General features: G+C 69.1%; 16 protein-coding genes. 4 read left to right on the top strand and 12 right to left on the bottom strand.

Going from position 1 to position 21,983, the window contains the following annotated elements; all coding sequences use genetic code 11:
• The first annotated feature begins 14 nt into the window (after positions 1 to 14).
• Entirely contained in the window at positions 15 to 632 is a 618-nt protein-coding gene (locus DMA15_RS18675) for a GNAT family N-acetyltransferase (protein ID WP_125513945.1), read from the top strand.
• Positions 633 to 725: 93 nt separating this feature from the next.
• On the opposite strand, the gene trxA is transcribed toward DMA15_RS18675, so the two are convergent.
• The 7 genes from trxA to DMA15_RS18640 form a co-directional block, all read right to left on the bottom strand.
• The gene (gene trxA, locus DMA15_RS18670; protein WP_125513944.1) at positions 726 to 1,058 is read right to left on the bottom strand and encodes a thioredoxin; all 333 of its coding nucleotides are present in this window, start codon (positions 1,056 to 1,058) and stop codon (positions 726 to 728) included.
• 40 nt (positions 1,059 to 1,098) lie between these two features.
• Positions 1,099 to 2,061, bottom strand: coding sequence for a thioredoxin-disulfide reductase (gene trxB / locus DMA15_RS18665; RefSeq protein WP_125513943.1), 963 nt, complete (start codon positions 2,059 to 2,061; stop codon positions 1,099 to 1,101).
• Positions 2,062 to 2,189: 128 nt separating this feature from the next.
• Positions 2,190 to 3,209 (bottom strand): hypothetical protein, encoded by a 1,020-nt coding sequence (locus DMA15_RS18660; RefSeq protein WP_125513942.1) that lies wholly within the window; start codon positions 3,207 to 3,209, stop codon positions 2,190 to 2,192.
• Complete coding sequence (sigM, locus tag DMA15_RS18655; RefSeq protein WP_125513941.1) at positions 3,206 to 3,955, bottom strand: RNA polymerase sigma factor SigM; 750 nt, start codon at positions 3,953 to 3,955, stop codon at positions 3,206 to 3,208. The genes DMA15_RS18660 and sigM overlap by 4 nt, the downstream gene beginning before the upstream one ends.
• A 41-nt stretch (positions 3,956 to 3,996) precedes the next feature.
• A complete protein-coding gene (locus DMA15_RS18650; protein ID WP_125513940.1) occupies positions 3,997 to 5,709 on the bottom strand; it encodes a protein kinase family protein in 1,713 nt (570 codons plus the stop codon).
• 118 nt (positions 5,710 to 5,827) lie between these two features.
• On the bottom strand, positions 5,828 to 8,200 hold the full coding sequence (gene murJ, locus DMA15_RS18645) for a murein biosynthesis integral membrane protein MurJ (RefSeq protein ID WP_125513939.1): 2,373 nt from the start codon (positions 8,198 to 8,200) through the stop codon (positions 5,828 to 5,830).
• 47 nt (positions 8,201 to 8,247) lie between these two features.
• Positions 8,248 to 10,596, bottom strand: coding sequence for a DUF6049 family protein (locus DMA15_RS18640; protein ID WP_125513938.1), 2,349 nt, complete (start codon positions 10,594 to 10,596; stop codon positions 8,248 to 8,250).
• A 166-nt stretch (positions 10,597 to 10,762) separates the two neighbouring features.
• Here DMA15_RS18640 and DMA15_RS18635 point away from each other — a divergent pair, with 166 nt between their 5' ends.
• A complete protein-coding gene (locus tag DMA15_RS18635) occupies positions 10,763 to 12,205 on the top strand; it encodes a CCA tRNA nucleotidyltransferase (RefSeq protein WP_125513937.1) in 1,443 nt (480 codons plus the stop codon).
• Positions 12,206 to 12,324: 119 nt separating this feature from the next.
• Here the strand turns inward: DMA15_RS18635 and DMA15_RS18630 are convergent, their stop codons facing one another.
• The 5 genes from DMA15_RS18630 to DMA15_RS18610 form a co-directional block, all read right to left on the bottom strand.
• Positions 12,325 to 13,110 carry a hypothetical protein gene (locus tag DMA15_RS18630; RefSeq protein ID WP_125513936.1) on the bottom strand — a complete coding sequence of 262 codons (786 nt, stop codon included), beginning with the start codon at positions 13,108 to 13,110 and terminating at the stop codon, positions 12,325 to 12,327.
• 262 nt (positions 13,111 to 13,372) lie between these two features.
• Entirely contained in the window at positions 13,373 to 13,870 is a 498-nt protein-coding gene (locus DMA15_RS18625; protein ID WP_240659849.1) for a hypothetical protein, read from the bottom strand.
• A 114-nt stretch (positions 13,871 to 13,984) separates the two neighbouring features.
• The gene (locus tag DMA15_RS18620; RefSeq protein ID WP_125513935.1) at positions 13,985 to 15,247 is read right to left on the bottom strand and encodes an MFS transporter; all 1,263 of its coding nucleotides are present in this window, start codon (positions 15,245 to 15,247) and stop codon (positions 13,985 to 13,987) included.
• 79 nt (positions 15,248 to 15,326) lie between these two features.
• A complete protein-coding gene (locus DMA15_RS18615) occupies positions 15,327 to 16,409 on the bottom strand; it encodes an inositol-3-phosphate synthase (RefSeq protein WP_125513934.1) in 1,083 nt (360 codons plus the stop codon).
• Positions 16,410 to 16,467: 58 nt separating this feature from the next.
• Positions 16,468 to 17,154 (bottom strand): PadR family transcriptional regulator, encoded by a 687-nt coding sequence (locus DMA15_RS18610; RefSeq protein WP_125513933.1) that lies wholly within the window; start codon positions 17,152 to 17,154, stop codon positions 16,468 to 16,470.
• A 373-nt stretch (positions 17,155 to 17,527) separates the two neighbouring features.
• Here DMA15_RS18610 and DMA15_RS18605 point away from each other — a divergent pair, with 373 nt between their 5' ends.
• Both DMA15_RS18605 and DMA15_RS18600 read left to right on the top strand, forming a co-directional pair.
• Positions 17,528 to 20,311, top strand: coding sequence for a transglycosylase domain-containing protein (locus DMA15_RS18605; protein WP_125513932.1), 2,784 nt, complete (start codon positions 17,528 to 17,530; stop codon positions 20,309 to 20,311).
• A 95-nt stretch (positions 20,312 to 20,406) separates the two neighbouring features.
• Complete coding sequence (locus DMA15_RS18600; RefSeq protein ID WP_125513931.1) at positions 20,407 to 21,948, top strand: glycosyltransferase 87 family protein; 1,542 nt, start codon at positions 20,407 to 20,409, stop codon at positions 21,946 to 21,948.
• Positions 21,949 to 21,983 lie beyond the last annotated feature (35 nt).

Here is a 21,983-nt window from a genome sequence, read left to right as displayed (position 1 = left end):
GAGGAACCGCCTTCATGGGGCGTCGGCTCGTACCGCTCACGCTGGACAACCTCCCGGACCTCCCCGAACGCTGCCACTCGTGCGTCTTCTGGGAGCTGGACCCGGTCAGCGGCCAAGCCGCGGTAAAGGCGGGGACCCCGGAGCTGGAGAAGGAGGCGTGGATCTCCGCGGTCCTGCTGGAGTGGGGATCCTGCGGCCGGGTCGTGTACGTCGACGATGTGCCGGTGGGCTTCGTGCTCTACGCACCCCCCGCCTATGTTCCGCGCTCCACCGCGTTCCCCACGAGCCCGGTCTCCCCGGACGCCGTTCAGCTCATGACGGCGTGGATCATGCCCGACTACCAGGGCCAGGGGCTCGGCAGGGTGATCGTCCAGACGGTCGCCAAGGATCTGCTGCGCCGAGGATTCAAGGCGATCGAGGCCTTCGGGGACGCGCGATGGGAGAAGCCGGCGTGTCTCCTGCCCGCGGATCACCTTCTGGCGGTGGGCTTCAAGACGGTCCGCCCGCACCCCACCTACCCGCGGCTGAGGCTGGAGCTGCGGACGACGCTCTCCTGGAAGGAAGATGTCGAGTTGGCGCTCGACCGCCTGCTGGGAGCGGTGCAGAAGGAGCCCGTGCTCCGACCGCTCTGACGCCGGACAGAAGAATGGACCAGCCCCCAGGAGGGACTGGTCCATTCGTGTTTCACGTGAAACATCGTGCCTCGCGTGAAACGGCGTCGCTGACTACTCGGCGATGAAGTCCGCCAGGTCACGCTCGATCGCGGCCTTCGGCTTGGCACCGACGATCGTCTTGGCCACCTCGCCGCCCTGGTACACGTTCAGGGTGGGGATCGACATGACGCCGTACTTCGCGGCCGTGTTCGGGTTCTCGTCGATGTTGAGCTTGACGATCTCGATCTTGTCGCCGTGCTCGGCGGCGATCGCCTCGAGCGACGGGGCGATCTGGCGGCACGGACCGCACCAGGCGGCCCAGAAGTCCACCAGTACGGGCTTGTCGCTCTTGAGGACGTCCTCCTCGAAGGAGGCGTCGGTCACGTTCTTGAGGGTGCCGGCCACGGCAGTCTCCTTAACTTGGTGCGGTGGGGAAGATGGGGGGTCAGACGGTGGCAGCCGTCGCGGACTCGCTGTCGGCGAGGGCGGCGAGGAAACGCTCGGCGTCGAGGGCGGCGGAGCAGCCGGTGCCGGCCGCCGTGATCGCCTGGCGGTACGTGTGGTCGACGACGTCCCCGGCGCCGAAGACACCGGTCAGGTTCGTGCGGGTCGAGGGCGCCTCGACCTTCAGGTAGCCCTCGTCGTCCAGCTCGAGCTGACCCTTGAACAGCTCCGTGCGCGGGTCGTGACCGATCGCGATGAACAGGCCGGTCACCGGCAGCTCGGACGTCTCACCCGTCTTGAGGTTCCGCAGCGTCAGGCCGGAGAGCTTCTGCTCGCCCTTGATCTCGGCGACCTCGCTGTCCCAGACGAACTTGATCTTCGGGTCGGCGAAGGCGCGCTCCTGCATCGCCTTGGAGGCGCGCAGGCTGTCGCGGCGGTGCACGATCGTCACGGACTTGGCGAAGCGCGACAGGAAGGTGGCCTCCTCCATCGCGGTGTCGCCGCCGCCGATCACGGCGATGTCCTGGTCCTTGAAGAAGAAGCCGTCGCAGGTGGCGCACCAGGAGACGCCGCGTCCGGAGAGGGCGTCCTCGTTCGGCAGGCCGAGCTTGCGGTGCTGGGAGCCGGTCGTCACGATGACGGCCTTCGCGCGGTGCACGGTGCCCGCGGTGTCCGTCACGGTCTTGATCTCACCACTGAGGTCGACGGCGACCACGTCGTCGGGCACGAGCTCGGCGCCGAAGCGCTCGGCCTGGGCGCGCATGTTGTCCATGAGCTCGGGGCCCATGACGCCGTCCTGGAAGCCGGGGAAGTTCTCCACCTCGGTGGTGTTCATCAGCGCACCGCCTGCGGTGACGGCGCCCTCGAACACCAGCGGCTTCAGCGACGCGCGCGCGGTGTAGAGCGCCGCCGTGTAGCCGGCGGGCCCGGAGCCGATGATGATCACGTTACGGACGTCGGTCACGGCTTGATTCCTCGTCTCTGGGGACTGCTGCGTACTGCTGGTGGGTGCCTGTCTCAGGACTACTCACCCCACCCAACGGATCCTACGGGGCGTGCATTCCCCGACGGGCCCGCGCGTACGGAAGCGTGTCAGCCCTGAGGGTAGGAATGCGTCAGCAGAACCTTGCCCGCGCTCGGTGAGGACTTGCCCACACACGTCGCGTCGACGATGTAAGCGGAGACCTGACCGGCGTCGGAATCGTGCGGCACCACGACGAGGTAGGCGCGCTTGCCCTCGTACGAGCCCTGTTCGGCGGCGAGCGGAGTCCTGGAGCCGATGCCGCGCTGGATGCACTCGGGCACCTGGACCGCCTCCCCACGCAGCGGGGAGTTGCCCGTGGGGGACTCCGGGGTGGAGCGGGTGTCGAAGGACGGCTTGGACCCGTCCGACTCCTTGGCCCCTTCCGACTTTCCGCCGCGCGGTTCCTTGACGGGGCTCTTGGCGAGCAGATCGGCGACCCGTCCCTTGAGCTTTCCCTCGGAGAACGAGTCGGCGGTGTCCCGGTGGCCGACGGAGGCGCCGTCCGAGTCACCGCCCCAGGTCTGCATCAGCAGAGAGCCGAGGCCGATGGCGGCCGCGGTGAAGACGGCGCCGAGCACAGCCGTACGGCGGCGGGTGCGCCGCGGACGGGCACCGCGCCCCGGGCCGGTGGCCGCACGCGGGCGCCCGGCGGGGCGGTCGGCGGGGCGGTCGGCGGCTGTGCCGGAGACCGGGGCGGGCGATGTTTCACGTGAAACACGCGCCGAGACGGACGTCGTAGGAGCGGCCAGTGCAGGTTCGGACTCGGTCTCGGTCTCGGTCTGGGGCTCAGACTCGGGGGGCACGTCCGTCGAAGGCGGACCGTCCGGAGCGGTGGCGTTCAGCAGGGCCTCGGCCGCCAGGGCGGCGTCGATGCGGCCCGCGACATCGGCGGGCATGCGCGGCGGACCGGGCAGGGTGCCGAGCATGCCGCGGATCTCCTCCAGGGAGGCGTAGACGTCGGCACACAGCTCACAGCCGTCCAGATGTCGCCGCACCTCGCTGGTGCGTGACGGGGGGAGCAGCCCCTCGGTCAGGTCGGAGATCTCGGTGATCTCCGGGTGCCCGTCCGAGTCGGTCGTGGCTGTCACGCTCGCCCACCTCCGCCCTTCACCGCGGCTGAATCGCTTGGTCCCGCATCCCGTGGCCCTGTGTCCTGTGGCCCTGCTGCCGGTGGGACGGATGTCCCCTGCGTCCGGTTCCTTCCCGCGCCCGGCTTCGCGTCTTCGCCGTCCTCGCCGCTGTCACCGGTCCGCGGACGCGTCTCCGTGCGCAGGTGAGTGAGCAGCGGCAGCAGCTTGGCTCTTCCGCGGGCGCAGCGGCTCTTGACCGTGCCGGCGGGCACGTCCAGGACGCGGGCGGCCTCGGCGACCGGATAACCCTCCATGTCGACCAGGACGAGAGCGGCGCGCTGGTCCCGCGGGAGCGTGCCCAGGGCTTCCAGGAGCTCCCGGTGCAGATCGTCCCGCTCGACGGGGGCGGCCGCTGATTCCTCGGGCTCCAAGAGCTGTTCGAGGCGCTCGGCGTCGTCGATGGGCGAGGTCTTGCGGGATGCCGCCTTGCGGGCGCGGTCGAGGCAGGCGTTCACGGTGATCCGGTGCAGCCACGTCGTCACGGCGGACTGCCCACGGAAGGTGTGCGCCGCGCGGTAGGCGGAGACGAGGGCGTCCTGCACCGCGTCGGCGGCTTCCTCGCGGTCCCCCAGGGTGCGCAGCGCCACGGCCCACAGGCGGTCACGGTGGCGCCGGACAAGCTCACCGAAGGCGTCCTTGTCGCCGGCGACATGGCGGGCGAGGAGGTCCTGGTCGTTCATGTCGCCGTGCGCGGTGCCGTCCACCGTCGAACCCCCTCCCCCAGTGAGCTGCGCCGAGCCGAGTCTCAGCCCTTGAACTTCACGTCCGTGATGGCCTGCTTGTATCCCGCCCTGGAGTACCCCTCGGGGCCGGAGTACGGCAGCGCGGTCATCCACAGAAGCACGTACCGCGTCTTCACGGCCTTCTTGGCCTCGATCTTCGCGGTCTTGTCCGAGGTGGTGACGCCACCGATCTTCTTCATCGATCGGATCGGCGTCGAGGGCGTCAGCGAGTCCGTGCCGTACAGCGAGACCGTGGTGTGGGGTCCGCCGTATTGAAGGGCTATCGAGGCCACCGAGACGTCCTGCTCCGAGCCGAGGTCGTAGACGATACCGACACCGGGCTTGTACGGGGCGAGCTTCGGGCCGTCCTTGAATGTGGCGGTCCGCCAGAGCGAGGAGCTGTCCTTGTCGTAGGTGTTGCCGACGGCTCGCGGGTCCTGGGCGTCGCCTTGGAGGACGTACTCCTGACCCTGCTCGACGCTGATCGGCTTCTTGGGCTTCGGCCGGCCCTTGTCGTCGCCCCCGGTGGTCTGCGTCGTGTTGGTGTCGTCCGAGTTCTCGCGGTCCATGAGGGCGTCCGCGAGCTGCCAGCTGCCCAGGCCGAGCGCGGCGATGAGCAGTGCGGAGACGGCCCATTTGAGGGCCCTGCCGGTGCGGCTCTGCAGCGGGGGCGGCGGGGCGACCACGGGCTGGGTCGCGCCCATGTGGGGCGCGGGGCGGCCGTAGCTGCCCTGCTGGTACGTGGTGCGTTGGTACTCGGGCGGGGCGGTGAAGGCGGGCTCCGGCGGGCGGATGCGGGGCATCTCGCCGATGGCCTTGACCAGCTCCTCCGGAGTCGTGCACGGGGGGTCCTGGCGGGAGGCGGTCGCGCCGTCGTTGACGAGCGCCCGCATGGCCAGTTCGGAGAGGCCGCGGTGGACGCCCGCCCGCACCTGGTCGGGGGCGATGAGACCGATGTCCTTGGGCAGGCCGGAGAGGCCGTAGGCGTCGTCCTCGTACGGCCAGCGCTGGGTCAGCGAGGCGTACAGGAGGGCGCCGATCGCCTCGGTGTCCGTGCGCTGGGGGGTGTCGGAGCTGATGCCGCGCAGCGCCGCGTTCACGGCGAGGCCACGGATGCGGTACTGGCCGGAGGAGGTGCGCAGGACGGCGCTCGGGGTCAGCCGCAGATGGGCGAGCCCTTCGCGGTGTGCCGCCGCCATGGCCTGGGAGATCTGGCTGACGAGCTGGTAGGCGTCGTGCGCCTCCAGCGGGCCCGCGGCGAGGACAGTGGTCAGCTCTGTGGCGTCCGGCAGCCACTCGTGGACGACGTAGACGAGGTCGTTCTCCTCGACCGCGTCCAGGACCTGTACGAACCGCGGGTCGCCGAGGAGGGCTGAGGAACGGGCCGCCGCCAGCACCGAGCGGGCGCGCGGGTGGTCCGCGGGCAGCAGATGCACGCCCACGGCGCGGCGGAGCTTCTCGTCCACCGCGCGCCAACTGCTGAAACCGTCCAGACGGGTGACGCACTCCTCGAGGCGGTAGCGCCTCGCGAGCTTGTGGCCGCTGTGCAGTTCCGGGGGTGAGGAGGCCCCACGGCTCATGGGCTTATGGGCCTCCGCCGCGTCTTCGTCTGCTGCCGTGTCCCGCTCCCGGGTCTGGGCCACCCCGTCGGCCGTGGGCTGCTCCGCCTTGGCGGTCAGCGGCTTGTCACCGCTGTTGTCTGCCACGTCGACGGCAGCCGTGCTCCGTTCCGCCACCGTCGTTCCTGCCTCCCCATCCGTTGCGCTTCGTCAGACGCCAAAGCCAATTGTGCCCACAGTCCAGTGCTATGCACGACACGCGGTACCCGGTGATGGTTGTGCGGTACCCCTCATCTCAGCGGCCGAGGCGGCCGCGGACCATGCCGACCATGGAGTTGAGCTCCTCGATGCGCATGCGCTTGGCGGCGAGGAAGAAGACACCGATCAGCACGGCACCGCCCCCGGCGAGGGCCGCCAGCGATCCGAGGACACCCTGTCCGAGCGTCTTGGTGATGGCGTAGGCGGCACCACCGGCGAGCACCGCCGCGGGCCAGGCGGCGATGCCGAGCCGGGCGTACGTACGCAGTACGCGGGCGCCGTCCAGGTCGCCGCCGAGCCGCTTGCGCAGCCGCTGCCAGGCGACGCCCACGCCGATGGCGTACGCGAGGCCGTAGGCGGCGGCCATGCCGGTGACGGCCCAGCGGGTGGGGAGGGCGTAGTAGCAGGCCGCGGAGGCGGCGGCGTTCACGGCGGCCACGATGACCGTGTTGTAGAAGGGCGTCCGCGTGTCCTCGTAGGCGTAGAAGGCGCGGAGCACGACGTACTGCACGGAGTAGGGGATCAGGCCGAGGCCGAAGGCCATCAGCATGAAGCCCATGTTCGTCGACTGGGCGCTGCCCGAGGAGCCGAAGATCAGCGTGCACATGGGGATGCCGAGCGCGACGAACCCGAAGGAGATGGGAACGATCGCGACCGCTGTCGTGCGCAGACCCTGGGAGATGTCGTCGCGGACGGACCCGGCGTCCCCGTCCTGTGCCGAGCGGGACAGCCGGGGCAGCAGGGCCGCCATCAGGGACACCGTGATGATCGCCTGCGGAAGGCCCCAGATGAGCTGGGCGTTGGCGTAGGCGGCGAAGCCGATGCCGCTGACCGAGGGCAGGTCGGTGGTGGCGGCGGTGGCCAGCTGGGTGACGACGAGGGCGCCGGCCTGGTTGGCCAGCACGAACAGGATCGTCCACTTGGCGAGCTTGGCGGCCTTGCCCAGGCCGTGGCCCTTCCAGTCGAAGCGCGGACGCAGCCTGAAGCCGGTCTCGCGCAGATACGGGATCATCGCGAGGGCCTGGACGACGAGGCCGAGCAGGACGCCGATGCCGAGGAGGCGCTCGGCCTCCGGCGGGATGGTCGTGACCTCCATGTCGGACGTCGCGGCGGTCCCGTACACCCAGATGAACATGCCGAGCGTGGCGATGATGACGATGTTGTTGAGGACCGGGGTCCACATCATCGCGCCGAACTTTCCGCGGGCGTTGAGGATCTGTCCCATCACCACGTGGATGCCCATGAAGAAGATCGAGGGCAGGAAGTAGCGCAGCAGCGTGGTGCCGACCGCGGTGGCGTCGGGGTTGTTCGCGACCGGGACGGACATCACGCGCACCAGCTGCGGGGCCAGCAGGATGCCGAGGACGGTGAGTGCTCCGAGCGCCACCATGACGAGCGTCAGCAGGCGGTTGGCGTAGGCCTCGCCGCCGTCCTCGTCCTCCCGCATGGAGCGCACCAGCTGCGGCACGAAGACGGAGTTGAGGCCGCCGCCGACGGTGAGGATGTAGATCATCGTCGGGATCTGGTAGACGACCTGGAAGGTGTCGCCGAGCAGGCCGACGCCGAGCGCCGAGACGATCAGCGCGGAGCGGATGAAGCCGGTGAGGCGTGAGACGAGGGTGCCTGCCGCCATCACGGCGCTGGACTTCAGCAGGCTCGACGCGCGGCCGCCCGACTTGGGTGCGGGCGTCGGAGCGGCGGGCGGGGGCGCGGGAGCGGGTGTGGGCGCGGGGACGATCGGCTGGTCGGCGGGGGTGTAGCCGCCGCTGACGGGCTGCTGGTACCCGCCGTCCTGGGGGTAGCCGCTGCCCGGGGGGTGGCCGTCGCCCTGCGGATAGCCGTTGTTGTCCTGCGGATAGCCGTCCTGCTGGTAGCCGCCTTGCGGGTACGCGGCCTGCTGGTAGCCACCCTGCTGGTAGGCGGCCTGCTGGTCGCGGTAGCCGCCGGCCTGCTGGTCGCGGAAGAGGTGCGCGAAGGCGTCCGGCTCGTGGTACTCCTCGCCGGCCTGGGTGACCAGGTCGTCGACGCCCACGAACTGCGTCGTGCGGGCGTCGTCACCGTAGGGGAGGTGGCGGGTCGGACCTTCCGGCTCGGGGGCCGGGGTCTGGGCCCACACGCGCGGGTCCGGGGCGTGCTCGGGGCTGGGCGGCTGGCCGTAGAGCGGCTGATAGGTGCCGGGCGGCGGCGGGGGGTGTGCCGCGCGGTCGTAGAGCGCCTCGGTCACCGGGTCCTGGGCGGAGAGGTCCCGCGCCCGGTAGGGATCCTGGTCGTAGGCGTCCTGGAGGTACACATCGGGCTCGGGCTGCGGCGGAACCTGCTGCCCGTGGTCGGCGGACCCCGGCGGAAGGTCCTCGGGCGAGGCAGAGCCGCCCGAGCCCTCGCCACGGTCACCGTCGTACGGCGCGTTCATGGTTTACCCCACCTCATCGTCCCCGGGCCCACCGGCCACGACATCGCTCAACGGTCCACTCTCTCACCCGTGTCCGATGGGTCGGTGCTTTCCGGAGCGGTGTCCGGCGCAGGGTCACTCGGCTGCTCGGGGCCGCCCTCTCCGGGCGCGGTGCCGGACTCGCCGTCAGGCCCCTCGTCCGGGGCCTCCTGGGCGGCCTCCTTGCGCGCCGCCCGCTTGCGCTGCGTGTACATCCGGAACCCGGCGAGTACGAGCAGCAGGAGACCGCCGGCGATGACGAGCATCACGGTGGGGGTCACCTCGGTGGCGTTGACCTCGAAGCGGACGACCTCGCCGTAGGGCTCGTTGTCCTCCGTGTAGAGCCGGGCGTAGACCGGGACCGGGCCGTTGGCGTTGGCCGTGGTGGTGAACTTCACCGACTGGGAGTGGCCGCCCGCGATCTTCACGGGCTGCTCCTCGTACTGCCCGTCGCCGATCTTCAGACGGGTGGGGTTCTGCGAGTACAGGCGCAGGATCAGGTGGTCGACGCCCTGCACCAGGTTGTTCTGCACCGACACCGGGATGGTCGCGCTGCGCCCGGAGAGCTTCGCGTCGGATCTCTGGATCAGGGCCACCTGCTCGGTGAGCTCGCGCAGATAGCTGTGGACACCGTCCCGGTACCCGGCCGCCTCCGGCGCGCGGCCGCGCCAGGAGGTGGACATCTCACGGTCTATGGCCCTCCCGAAGGGCGTGACCACGCGGTCCTTCTCGGTGAGGATCACCTGGAAGCGCTCGAGCATGCTCTGGGTCTCGCGGATCGACTCGAAGGCCGACTGGGGCAGCTCCTGCTTGCGCAGCGCCGCCGGGTAGGCCCCGGTCGACGGGACCCGGGTGGTGGCCCGCGGGTCCGGCTTCTCCTTCGCCGCGTCGGTCAGCTCCTCGGACCGCGACCACTGCCCCTCCTGGAGGGCGGTGAGGGCCTTCGCCATGCTCTGGGCCTGGCTGGCGGAGGGCATGCGCTGCGGGGCGACCACGATGCTGCGCTGCTTGCCGGGCTCCTGAAGGCTGATCATCAGGCTCTGGGCGACGAACTCCTGGACGGCGAGGGTGGAGTTCTCGGCCTCCGTCATGTCGCCCTGGAAGGCCGTGGAGAGGCGTGCGTCGGCCACCACGGCGGTCGTGCCGCCGCCGATGGGCCGGGCGGCGGTCGGTGAGTACGTCAGACCGCTGCTCTCGCGCATGCTGTCGCTGCGGGCGATCACCGTGTGGGCGCCCGCGGAGGTGGAGACGTCGACGATGGACGGGTCGATCGCCCCCTCGGCGGGCCATGCGAAGTCCGTGTTCGGCTTGACGTGCAGGATCGTGTCCACCGCGCGGATCCCCGCTTCGGTGGCGTCCCTGAGGTGGCTGAGGGAGCCGGTGACCGCCCTGCCGTTGTGCGCGAGGGACGCGAGGTCGGGGTCGGCGAAGGGCAGCGCGACGATCTTCTTGCCCTTGACCGCGGCTTCCAGGTCGTTGAGCCACTTGGTGGCCACCGCCTGGTGCTTGCCCGCCCTGGAGGTCTTCCCGTCGGGGTTCTGGATCCGGTAGCCCTTCGTCATCGCCTCGACGGAGGCGAGCAGGTCCGGATCGATGACCCAGGTGACGTCGAGGTCGCTGCCGAGGGCCAGCAGCTGTTGCAGCCGTCCGCCCGGGGCCAGCTCGTCGGCCAGGTCGTCGTTCTTGAAGACCGCCGTCTGCTGTTCGTCGGACTCCGTCTTCGCCGTGAGGTGCGTGTCGGAGATGAGCGGCCACAGATAGGTCGTCTTGGTCTTCGTGCCCGCGGTCTCGGGGTGCCACGGCAGGAAGGTGCGCTCGATGCCGAGCACCTGCGGATAGGGCTGCGCGGCGCTCTGACCGGTCAGGGCGACGCCCAGCTGGTAGACGCCGTCCGCCCCGAGGTGCAGGGCCTTGACCGGCACGGAAATGCTGAAGTCCTGCCGGACGCCGGGCGCGAGCTTGGCGAACTTGTCGACGTACTTGCCGCCGACCTCGGTGCCGTCGGCCCCCGGCTGGAAGCCCGTGCGCTTCGAGGTGCGGTCGATCTCGCTGCGGCCGCTGACGGTCGGCCCCAGCCGCAGCCCGACCTGGGCCCCGGTCACCGTCTGCTTGCCGTTGTTGGTGACGGTGCCGGAGACGGTGAGGGTGTCGCCCTCACCGGGGGCGGTGGGGGTGAGCGCGTCCAGCGAGACGTCGACCGTTCTGGAACCGGTGGCGTCGGCCGTCGCGCTCGGCGCGGTGGCGTGCGCGGCGGGGGCCGCCGGAGCCTGTAGGAGGCCGGCCAGCAAAGGGGTACCCACCAGCAGTGCTGCGGTGCGCCGCAGCCACCGGCGGGCAGGTGAGGGGCTTGTCCCCGGGAAATCTGCCGCCTCGGCCACGCGTTCGCCCGTCCCTCGTCGTCAGTGGTCGTCGGTTGTGCGTCCACGCATGGTAACGAGGTGCGCTGTGGCGAAGTGCCGCGGACTGCTCCACGTGATCGGACGACCTCGCCGGGGCGGGAATCGGGTCGGCCCGGGGCGTCCGGGGCACGTACCCTTTTCTGTTGTGCCGAACGCCAACGAAGACAATCCCAGCGCCCTGAGCCAGGTGCAGCGCCGCGCGGTCAGCGAACTGCTGCGTGTGTCCCCTGTCGCGGACGATCTCGCCCGCCGTTTCCAGGAGGCCGGGTTCTCTCTCGCCCTGGTCGGTGGCTCGGTCAGGGACGCCCTCCTGGGCCGGCTCGGCAACGACCTGGACTTCACCACCGACGCCCGCCCCGAGGACGTACTGAAGATCGTCCGGCCGTGGGCCGACGCGGTGTGGGAGGTCGGGATCGCCTTTGGGACGGTCGGCTGCCAGAAAGAGGGCTACCAGATCGAGGTCACGACGTACCGGTCGGAGGCGTACGACAGGACCTCGCGCAAGCCCGAGGTGTCCTACGGCGACTCCATCGAGGAAGACCTCGTCCGCCGTGACTTCACCGTGAACGCGATGGCCGTGGAGCTCCCCCAGAAGGAGTTCGTCGACCCGCACGGCGGCCTGGAGGATCTCTCCGAGCGTGTCCTGCGCACCCCCGGCACTCCCGAGGAGTCCTTCTCGGACGACCCGCTGCGGATGATGCGGGCCGCGCGGTTCGCCGCGCAGCTGGACTTCGAGGTGGCGCCCGAGGTGGTCGCCGCTATGAAGGCGATGTCCGAGCGCATCGACATCGTCTCCGCGGAGCGCGTGCGCGACGAGCTGAACAAGCTGATCCTCTCCGCCCACCCGCGCAAGGGCCTCGCCCTCCTCGTCGACACGGGACTCGCCGCCCGGGTCCTGCCCGAGCTGCCGGCGCTCCGCCTGGAGCGGGACGAGCACCACCGGCACAAGGACGTCTACGACCACTCGCTGATCGTCCTCGAGCAGGCGATGGCGCTGGAGACGGACGGTCCCGACCTGACGCTGCGGCTCGCCGCGCTGCTGCACGACATCGGCAAGCCGAAGACGCGGCGCTTCGAGAGCGACGGCCGGGTCTCCTTCCACCACCACGAGGTGGTCGGCGCCAAGATGGTCAAGAAGCGCATGACGGCGCTCAAGTACTCCAACGAGCTGGTGAAGGACGTCTCGCGCCTCGTGGAGCTCCACCTGCGCTTCCACGGCTACGGCACGGGAGAGTGGACGGACTCGGCCGTACGTCGCTATGTACGGGACGCGGGCCCCCTCCTGGAGCGCCTGCACAAGCTGACCCGCTCGGACTGCACGACGCGCAACAAGCGCAAGGCGAACGCCCTGTCGCGCGCCTACGACGGCCTGGAGGAGCGCATCGCCCGCCTCCAGGAACAGGAGGAGCTGGACTCGATCCGCCCCGACCTGGACGGCAACGACATCATGGAAGTCCTGGACGTCGGCCCCGGGCCCGTCATCGGCAAGGCCTATAAGTTCCTGCTGGAGCTGCGGCTGGAGAACGGGCCCATGGAGCGGGACGCGGCGGTGGCGGCGCTCAAGGAGTGGTGGGCGGCGCAGAGCTGACGTTCATGGAGAGGGGGTGATGTTTCACGTGAAACATCACCCCCTCTCCACGGGCTGCGTGGACGCTGGAGGGAGCTTGCCGCGCGGCACCCAGGTAGGCGGCGGTGCTACCTCTCGAGCTACACGTTCTTGAGGGAGTGGTTGATGACCGTGCCGTAGACGTTGGCCCTCATCCACTGCTTCTTATCGATCTGGAAGGTGCTGCCCTTGAACGCGATGCTGCCTTCCCAGACGACCGAGGCGTCGACATTGTGGCCCCGGGAGCAGTGGCCGCCCTGACACCAACCCCACTTGCTCAGCGACTTCTTTGGGGTCCCCTTGGAAATGCTGATGGCGCCGGTGAGGTTCCTCTTTCCAGCATCTGCGTAGTTCGCCTTGGTGATATCTCTCCCATTGCTGTGAAAGTTCACCCACAGGCTGAGCTTGATGACCTTCACGCCCAGGAGCTTCAGGTGGGTGGTGTACTTCGCCTCGTGATTACCCCTGGGGAGCGGCCTCCTTGCCGCGGCAGATATGCCACTGACGGTGCGCTCCTGCTCAATGATGACGTCGCCGTTGTGCAGCGAGGATGTGCTGCTCGCGCTCCGGGAATAGGCGGAAATCCCGGATTCTTGGCCCTTGGTCTTGTCGAGGAACGACTTGAGTACTTCCGGGTCGTGGAGGTAGCCGATGAACTTTTGCTGCTCAGTCGACGTCAGGCTTTTGAAGCCCTGTAGGGCCTCGGCGGCACCCTCTTCATGAGAGTTCCGCAGATAACTGATGTATGCGGCAGGCGTGGCGGCGGGGTCGTTGAGCTCAGCCTTGACCTGAGTGGCGTCGGTGGCGGAAGCCTGCGATGCAGTACTCACGAGAATAGCGGCAGTACTGAAAACTGCCGCGACCGCATGCGTCGTACGAGTCTTCATGATGTTCCCCGAATCTTTGGAGTGCAGGACTCCTGGTCTTTGTGTCCGGGTGGTCATCGCCGGACACGAACAAGATCATGATAGTCGACACTCGCAAGGAGTAAGGGGGTTGGGGTACTTCAGAGGAGGAAGCTGAAAGCGAAGATATCGAGAGTGGTCCGGTGAGGGCGAGCTGGGCCGCCACCGGGCAATCGCCATTGCTCCTATGCGGCAGCGCGGCCGACAGCCCGGCAGACGAGCGGCTTTTCAAGTCTGCAGTGGGTCACGCAGACTTCGTGCAGAAGAGGAACTCCTTGCCCTTCCCAGTCTCCGCGTAGAAGCCTGTGGCGCCCTCCACCTTGCGGCACTCCGCCTCCGCAGTGAACTGGGTGTAGTGCCCGTCGATCTTCTTGATGACCTTGACCTCGGCCTCGGAGGAGGAGCAGTCCACGACCTCCATGCGGTCGGAGGAGGACGAAGCAGGCTTCAGGCAGTCGCCCACTGCCGCGGTCTCGGCGTCGTCCCGGCTGGCCAGCCAGCCAACGAGGGCCATGACGGCGACGATGACGCCGGCTGCGATCCGCAGGTACGTCTTGATGGGGCGGCGCCGAGGCTGAGGCGGAGGAACCGGCCCGCCCTGGTTGTACGCCGGGTAAGGCTGCTGCGGGACGCCCTGCTGACCCGGCTGAGGGGGATACGGGGCGCCGCCCTGGGGCTGGCCATAGGGGTTCTGGCCCTGGGGCGGGTACGGAGCTTGGCCCTGGGGCGGCGGAGTGGTCACTTTTGAGGGTCCCCTCGAACGAGAGCGCGATGGCGCGGATAAGACGCCCGTAAGTTATCGGGACGCAGTGAGATCTCTGAAGCCCAGAGAGGCTCTGTGGCACTGATGTGACACTTACTGCACGCCAAACCGGGCCATAGCCGCCGCAATTGCCGCGTAGAGCAGCGCCACGGTGACGACCAGCGGGACCGACCGGCCGTCAGAAGGCAGTATCAGCGCGGCCACCGCCGCCGCGGCGACAAAGGCGACGTTGAAAAGCACGTCGTACAGGGAGAAGATCCGGCCACGGAAGCCGTCGTCCACCGCGGACTGCACCACCGTGTCCGTGGCGATCTTCGCGCCCTGGGTGGTCAGGCCGAGCACGAAGGCGGCGACCAGCAGCGGGGCCGGTGCGAAGGAGAGGGCAAGGGCCGGTTCGAGGACCGCCGCCGCGGCCGCGCAGACGGCGATCCACCCGCCCGCCCCGAACCGCCCCACCGCTGACGGTGTCACCACGGCAGCGGCGAAGAACCCCGCTCCGGAGATCCCCACGGCGAGCCCGAGCAGCGCGAGCCCGTCGGACTCCGACGACGTCCAGGCGTACCGGCACAGCATCAGGACCATGACCGTCAGCGCGCCGTAGCAGAACCGGAGCACCGTCATCGCGGCCAGCGCGCGGGCCGCCGCGGGGCGCCGGGCCAGGTGCCGTACTCCCGCTACCAGGCCCCGTGCCGTGCCGGTCAGTGCCTCTCCGAGCCGGGGCCGGGACCCGATCAAGTCGGGGTCCGGGCCGAGCAGTTCGCGGGCCATGCGGAGCGAGGCGAGCGCCGCGCAGAGGTACAGGGCGGATCCGAGGAGGACCACCGCCGCGTCCGAGTCCGCCCCTGACAGGCGCACGACGAAGGCGAGACCGCCGCCCACGGTCGCGGCGAGCGTGCCCGCGGTGGGTGAGAGGGAGTTGGCGATGACCAGGCGGTCGGCGTCCACCACGCGGGGCAGCGCGGCGGAGAGACCGGCGAGGACGAAGCGGTTGACGGCCGTGACGCAGAGGGCGGAGACGTAGAAGAGCCAGTCGGGGACACCGCTCAGCATCAGCACGGCGGTCAGGGACGCCAGTACCGCCCGCAGGAGATTGCCGTGGAGGAAGACCTGCCGGCGTTGCCAGCGGTCCAGGAGGACGCCCGCGAAGGGGCCGATCAGCGAGTACGGAAGGAGCAGCACCGCCATCGCGGAGGCGATCGCGCCGGGCGAGGCCTGCTTCTCCGGTGAGAAGACGACGTACGTGGCCAGCGCGACCTGGTAGACGCCGTCCGCGCCCTGGGAGAGCAGCCGTACGGCGAGCAGGCGCCGGAAGTCCCGCAGCCGCAGGAGGACGCGCAGGTCACCGACGACAGCCATGGGGCACACCCTCACATACGAGGAGGGTCCCCGGGCTCAGTGCCCGGGGACCCTCGACGAGTGACAAGGAGAGAGCTGCTTAGCGCTCGACCTCGCCCTTGATGAACTTCTCGACGTTCTCGTAGGCCTCGTCGTCGAAGTACTGAACCGGCGGGGACTTCATGAAGTACGAGGACGCGGAGAGGATCGGGCCGCCGATGCCGCGGTCCTTGGCGATCTTCGCGGCGCGCAGGGCGTCGATGATGACACCCGCGGAGTTCGGGGAGTCCCAGACCTCGAGCTTGTACTCCAGGTTCAGCGGGACGTCACCGAAGGCGCGGCCCTCGAGGCGGACGTACGCCCACTTGCGGTCGTCGAGCCACGCGACGTAGTCCGACGGGCCGATGTGGACGTTCTTCTCGCCCATCTCGCGGTCGGGGATCTGCGAGGTGACGGCCTGCGTCTTCGAGATCTTCTTGGACTCGAGGCGGTCGCGCTCGAGCATGTTCTTGAAGTCCATGTTGCCGCCGACGTTGAGCTGCATCGTGCGCTCGAGACGGACTCCGCGGTCCTCGAACAGCTTCGCCATGACGCGGTGCGTGATCGTGGCGCCGACCTGCGACTTGATGTCGTCGCCGACGATCGGGACGCCGGCCTCGGTGAACTTGTCCGCCCACTCCTTGGTACCGGCGATGAAGACCGGCAGGGCGTTGACGAACGCGACCTTGGCGTCGATGGCGCACTGCGCGTAGAACTTCGCGGCGTCCTCGGACCCGACGGGCAGGTAGCAGATGAGGACGTCGACCTCGCGGTCCTTGAGGACCTGGACGATGTCGACCGGGGCCTCGGCGGACTCCTCGATGGTCTGGCGGTAGTACAGGCCAAGGCCGTCGAGGGTGTGGCCACGCTGGACCTGCACGCCGGTGTTCGGCACGTCGCAGATCTTGATGGTGTTGTTCTCGCTGGCGCCGATCGCGTCCGCGAGGTCGAGGCCGACCTTCTTCGCGTCGACGTCGAAGGCGGCGACGAACTCGATGTCACGGACGTGGTAGTCGCCGAACTGGACGTGCATCAGGCCCGGGACCTTGGCGTCCGGGTCGGCGTCCTTGTAGTACTCGACGCCCTGGACCAGCGAGGCGGCGCAGTTGCCCACGCCGACGATGGCTACGCGAACCGAACCCATTCCGGTTGCTCCCTGTGTGTTCTCGGTATTCCGGATGAGACCCGCGGAACGCTGGATCTCACTTGGTGGGGTCATCGGACGGATCCGGCGGCGGGTCGTTCTCCCGCCGCCGGGGCAGGCCCGCCGACTCCCCGGATGTGCTGTCCTGCTGAGCGGAGCTTCGGGGGGAGGGCCGTTGCTGGTCCCGCCCCGCTCGCTCGCTCTCGATGAGCTCGTTCAGCCAGCGCACTTCGCGCTCCACGGACTCCATGCCGTGCCGCTGCAGCTCAAGCGTGTAGTCGTCCAGGCGCTCCCGGGTACGGGCCAGGGAGGCGCGCATCTTCTCCAGGCGCTCTTCGAGGCGGCTGCGGCGGCCCTCGAGCACCCGCATGCGTACGTCCCGCGAGGTCTGCCCGAAGAAGGCGAAGCGGGCGGCGAAGTGCTCGTCCTCATACGCGTCGGGGCCGGTCTGCGAGAGCAGGTCCTCGAAGTGCTCCTTACCTTCCGCCGTCAACCGATAGACGATCTTGGCTCGGCGTCCGGTGAGCGGAGCCGCGAGGGCGTCCTCGGAGGTGCTGCCCTCCTCCTCGATCAACCAGCCGTTGGCGACCAGCGTCTTGAGGCAGGGGTAGAGGGTCCCGTAACTGAAGGCCCGGAACACTCCCAGCGATGTATTGAGACGTTTCCGCAGCTCATAGCCGTGCATCGGGGACTCGCGGAGGAGGCCGAGGACGGCGAATTCCAGGATGCCGGAGCGCCTGCTCATCTTCGCCTCCCGTCTGCCACGGTCCCTCAGTGCGGCCTTTATGCCGAGCTGATGTATCGACTCGATACATCGAGACGATAGAACGGCGATCCGGTTGATACAAGAGGGGGCACGGTGAACGGCGTCACATCACCGATTCGTAGGAAGTGAGTTGCCTGATTTGGGGTGAACTTCGGCTCTACGAGGGTTTTGACGGTGCGTAGTCTGTGCGCCATGCATGCCACCGGGAACCAAGTGACGCCGGGGCGCGTCGTCGTCCCCGGTGTAGTGCGGGTGAGCGCCGGGACGGGCGCATCCGTACGTCGGGGGGACCGGAACCCAGCCGCCGTTTCCAGGCGCGGACAGCTGCGCCTGCCCGAGGAGTAATCGTTCGATGAGCGAGCACCGTCGCAAACCGCCGCAGCCGCAGGGCGGCGGACGCGCCGCGGCCAGGCGTGGCGCCCCAGGGGCGCCGTCGGGCCGCCGTGCGGCGCCGCGAGATGCCACTGAACCGTCCTCTTCCTCTTATGGGCCCTCCCATGGGACCTCCTATGGGGCGCAGGGATCCGGTGCCCCGGACGAGGAGGGCCGGCCCTACGGCGGCCGGGCCGAGGCCCGTCGCGCCGCGCAGCGCAGCGGTTCGGTCGGCGCGGGCGCCGGTCGCCGCAGAGGTGCCGAGGCCGCCGGCGGCGGGCGCGCCGGTGGTGGTGGGCGTCGTGGCGGGGGCGGTTCCGGGGGCTCGGGCGGTGCCGGGCGCGGCAGGGGCCGTGGCCCCGAGCCGTCCGGAAAGAAGCGGTTCATCGACTACCCGCGCGCGGGCAGGCGTGGGGCGCGGCGCTGGATTCCGTCGTGGCGCCTGGTCAGCGGCCTCTTCCTCGGCTTCGTGGGCAGTCTGATGGCGGTCGCCGGCATCGCGTACGCGCTCGTGGAGGTGCCGGACGTCAACAAGGCGGCCGTTGCCCAGAACAACGTCTACTACTGGGCCGACGGCAAGCAGATGGTCGCCACCGGCGGTGAGCGCAACCGCCAGATCATCGACTACGACGACATCCCCAAGGAGATGCGCTTCGCCGTCATGTCGGCGGAGAACAAGACGTTCGAGGACGACAAGGGCGTCGACCCGATGGGCATCGCGCGTGCCGTGGTCAACATGGCCAAGGGCGGGCAGACCCAGGGTGGCTCCACGATCACCCAGCAGTACGTGAAGAACGCGCGCCTGGGCGACCAGTCCCAGACGTTCAGCCGGAAGTTCAAAGAGCTCTTCATCTCCATAAAGGTCGGCCGGACCGAACCCAAGGAAAAGGTCATGGCCGGCTACCTCAACACCGCTTACTACGGTCGCGGCGCCTACGGCATCCAGGCGGCCGCGCGCGCGTACTTCGACAAGGAAGCCAGGGAGCTGGACCCGAGCGAGTGCGCGCTCCTCGCGACGGTGCTCAAGGGCGCCACGTACTACGACCCGGCCGGTTACCCCGAGATCGACCCCGCGGCCAACGCCAAGGACAACACCGCGCGTGCCCAGAAGCGGTGGAAGTGGATCCTCGACGAGGAGGTCAAGGACGGCCGCCTCACCGCCGAGGACCGGAACAAGTACCGGGACTTCCCGAAGCTGGAGAACCCGCGATCCAACACCCAGCTGGCCGGTCAGACCGGTTACCTCGTGGACCTGGCGAAGGCGTACGTCATCCGCAACACGGACATCACCGCCGAGCAGCTTCAGCAGGGCGGCTACGAGATCCACACGACCTTCCAGAGGAAGAAGGTCGACGAGCTCGAGAAGGCCGTGAACAAGGTCCGCAAGGACAAGATCAACCCGAAGCTGCGCCCCGAGAAGGACACGCACGTCCAGTTCGGCGGGGCGTCGGTGGATCCCAAGGACGGCGCGATCAGGGCGATCTACGGCGGTGTCGACGCGACGAAGCACTTCACCAACAACGCCGACCAGACCGGCGCCCAGGTGGGTTCGACGTACAAGCCGTTCGTGCTGGCCGCCGCCTTCAAGTACGGCGTGCGCGATCCCGGCGGGCCGGAGATCCAGAGCGAGGCCCAGCGCACGGTCGTCAACCCGAAGAGCCTGTACAGCGGCAAGAACGAACTCAAGATCAAGAATTACAACGGGACGGTCTGGACCGACCGCGACGGCAAGCAGTGGAACCAGAAGAACGACGGGGACCAGTCCTACAACCCGCCGACCTACCAGATCGACCTTCGTGAGGCGATGAGGGAGTCGGTCAACTCGGCCTATGTGCAGCTCGGCATGGACGTCGGCCTGAGCAAGGTGAAGGAGGCGGCGATGCTCGCCGGTCTCAAGGACGACAACTCCATGGCCAGTTCCAACTACCCGTCCTTCTCGCTCGGCACCTCCTCGCCGAGCGCGATCCGGATGGCCGGGGCGTACTCCACGTTCGCCGCCAGCGGCAAGCAGAACGATCCGTACTCGGTCACCGAGGTCGTGCACGAGGGCGACTCGGTCTACACGCATCCGAAGAAGACCAAGCGGGCGTTCTCGTCGGCGGTCGCCGACAACGTCACCGACGTGCTGCGGACCGTCGTCGATAAGGGCACCGGCACCTCGGCCCAGCTGGGCAGCCGTCCGGTCGCGGGCAAGACGGGTACGACCGACGGCAACAAGTCCGCCTGGTTCGTCGGCTACACCCCGCAGCTGTCGACGGCCATCAGCATGTACCGGCTCGACGACAACGAGGCCAACAAGAAGCGCGAGTTCCTGGAGATGTTCGGCACGGGCGGCGAGGAGAAGATCCACGGCGCCTCGTTCCCGGCGAAGATCTGGCAGGACTACATGTCGAAGGCGCTCCGGGGCGAGCGCGTGATGGCCTTCCCCGTGCCGGACCCGATCGGCAGGGTCGTCGGTGAGACGCCGCCTCCGGCGCCGAGCCCGACGGTGACCGAGGAGCCGGAGGACGAGCCGTCGTCGCCGACACCCACGGAGACGGAGACGACGAAGCCTCCCACGACGCAGTCACCCGAGCCCGAGGAGTCCTGCTCCCAGTGGGACTGGGAGTGCAACAACGCCGACGGTGGCGCCAACGGCGGTTCCGAGGACGGGGGCGCCGACGGTGGTCCGGGCGGGGAATCACCGCCTCCCACGGCTGACCCGCCCGGCAACAGCAACGGGAACCAGAACGGCGGAGGGATCTTCGGCGGCCCGACGGGCTGAGCCGACCGGATGTTTCACGTGAAACGAGGGCCGCCACACCGACCGGTGTGGCGGCCCTCTCCGTGTTCTCAGTCGCGTACGGCAGGATGGCGGGCATGCCCAGTGCAGACCGCAGCGCCGCCCCCGGCGCAGAGACGCCGAGCACGCGCGTGCACGAGCCCGTGACCCCGCAGGAACCGCCCGCGGTGCGGCCGACGAAGGAGGACGAGGTCGCCCGGGCCGGCAGCGAACTGTTCGGCGGCCCGCTCGGCCGCAGAGCGATGGCCACTGCCACCTGGTGGTCCCCCGTACGCGTCATCGCGCTCGTCGCCCTCGGAATGTTCGCGCTCGGAATGGTCCAGAAGATGCCGTGCTACAACGGCGCCTGGTTCGTCGGCGCGAGTTCGCAGTACACGCACGCGTGCTACTCCGACATCCCGCACCTCTACGACGGACGCGGCTTCGCCGACGGCCTCGTGCCGTACTTCGACAAGCTGCCCGGCGACATGGAGTACCTCGAATACCCGGTCCTTACCGGGATGTTCATGGAGATGGCCTCCTGGGTGACACCGGGCAGCGGATCCATCCAGCACCAGGAGAAGATCTACTGGATGGTCAACGCGGGGATACTGATGGCCTGCACGGCGGTCGTCGCCGTCTGTGTCACCCGCACACACCGGCGCCGTCCCTGGGACGCGCTGCTCGTCGCCCTCGCCCCGGCCTTCGCGCTGACGGCCACCATCAACTGGGACCTGCTCGCCGTCGCCCTGACGGCCGCCGCGATGCTGATGTGGTCCCGTGCGCGTGTCCTCGCCTTCGGCGTCCTCCTGGGCCTCGCGACGGCCGCCAAGCTCTATCCCGTGCTCCTGCTGGGCCCGCTGCTGATCCTGTGCTGGCGGGCGGGCCGGGGGCGGGAGTTCGGGATCGGCCTGCTCGGCACGGCGGCCACCTGGCTCGCCGTCAACCTTCCGGTGATCCTGTTCGCCCGTGACGGCTGGTCGAAGTTCTACTCCTTCAGCAAGGAACGCGGCGTCGACTTCGGGTCCTTCTGGCTGATCCTCAACCAGCGCATGGACTCCCCCCTGAGCACCGACACCGTCAACACCCTCGCGATGGCGCTGCTCTTCCTCCTCTGCCTGGGCATAGGAGCGCTCGGGCTCATCGCGCCGCGCCGCCCGCGCTTCGCGCAGCTGGCCTTCCTGGTGGTCGCCGCCTTCATCCTCACCAACAAGGTCTACTCGCCGCAGTACGTCCTGTGGCTGATTCCCCTCGCCGCGCTCGCGAGGCCGCGCTGGCGGGACTTCCTGATCTGGCAGATGTGCGAGGTCGCGTACTTCCTCGGGATCTGGATGTACCTGGCGTACACGACGAGCGGCGACGCCCATAAGGGACTGCCCACCGAGGGCTATCAAGTGGCCATCGTCGTGCACCTGTTGGGGACGCTGTATCTGTGCGCCGTGGTCGTACGCGACATCCTGATGCCGGAGCGGGATGTCGTGCGACGGGGCGGGGACGACGATCCTTCGGGCGGTGTCCTGGACGGGGCGCAGGACGTCTTCGTCCTGGGGGCCGGGGCGCATTCAGGACGGGCCGTGGCGCACTCCGCCGAGGGGCCGGTCGTGAAGTGGGGGGCGGCCGCCGAGAGGGTTTCGCCCTGAGCGAACAGGGCCCCCGGCGGCTCCGCTCACGGCCG

Source organism: Streptomyces sp. WAC 01529 (assembly GCF_003945545.1).
Classification (GTDB): Bacteria; Actinomycetota; Actinomycetes; order Streptomycetales; family Streptomycetaceae; genus Streptomyces; species Streptomyces anatolicus.
Note: the sequence above shows the minus strand (reverse complement) of the source record. Positions and strands in the feature narration are given on the sequence as shown.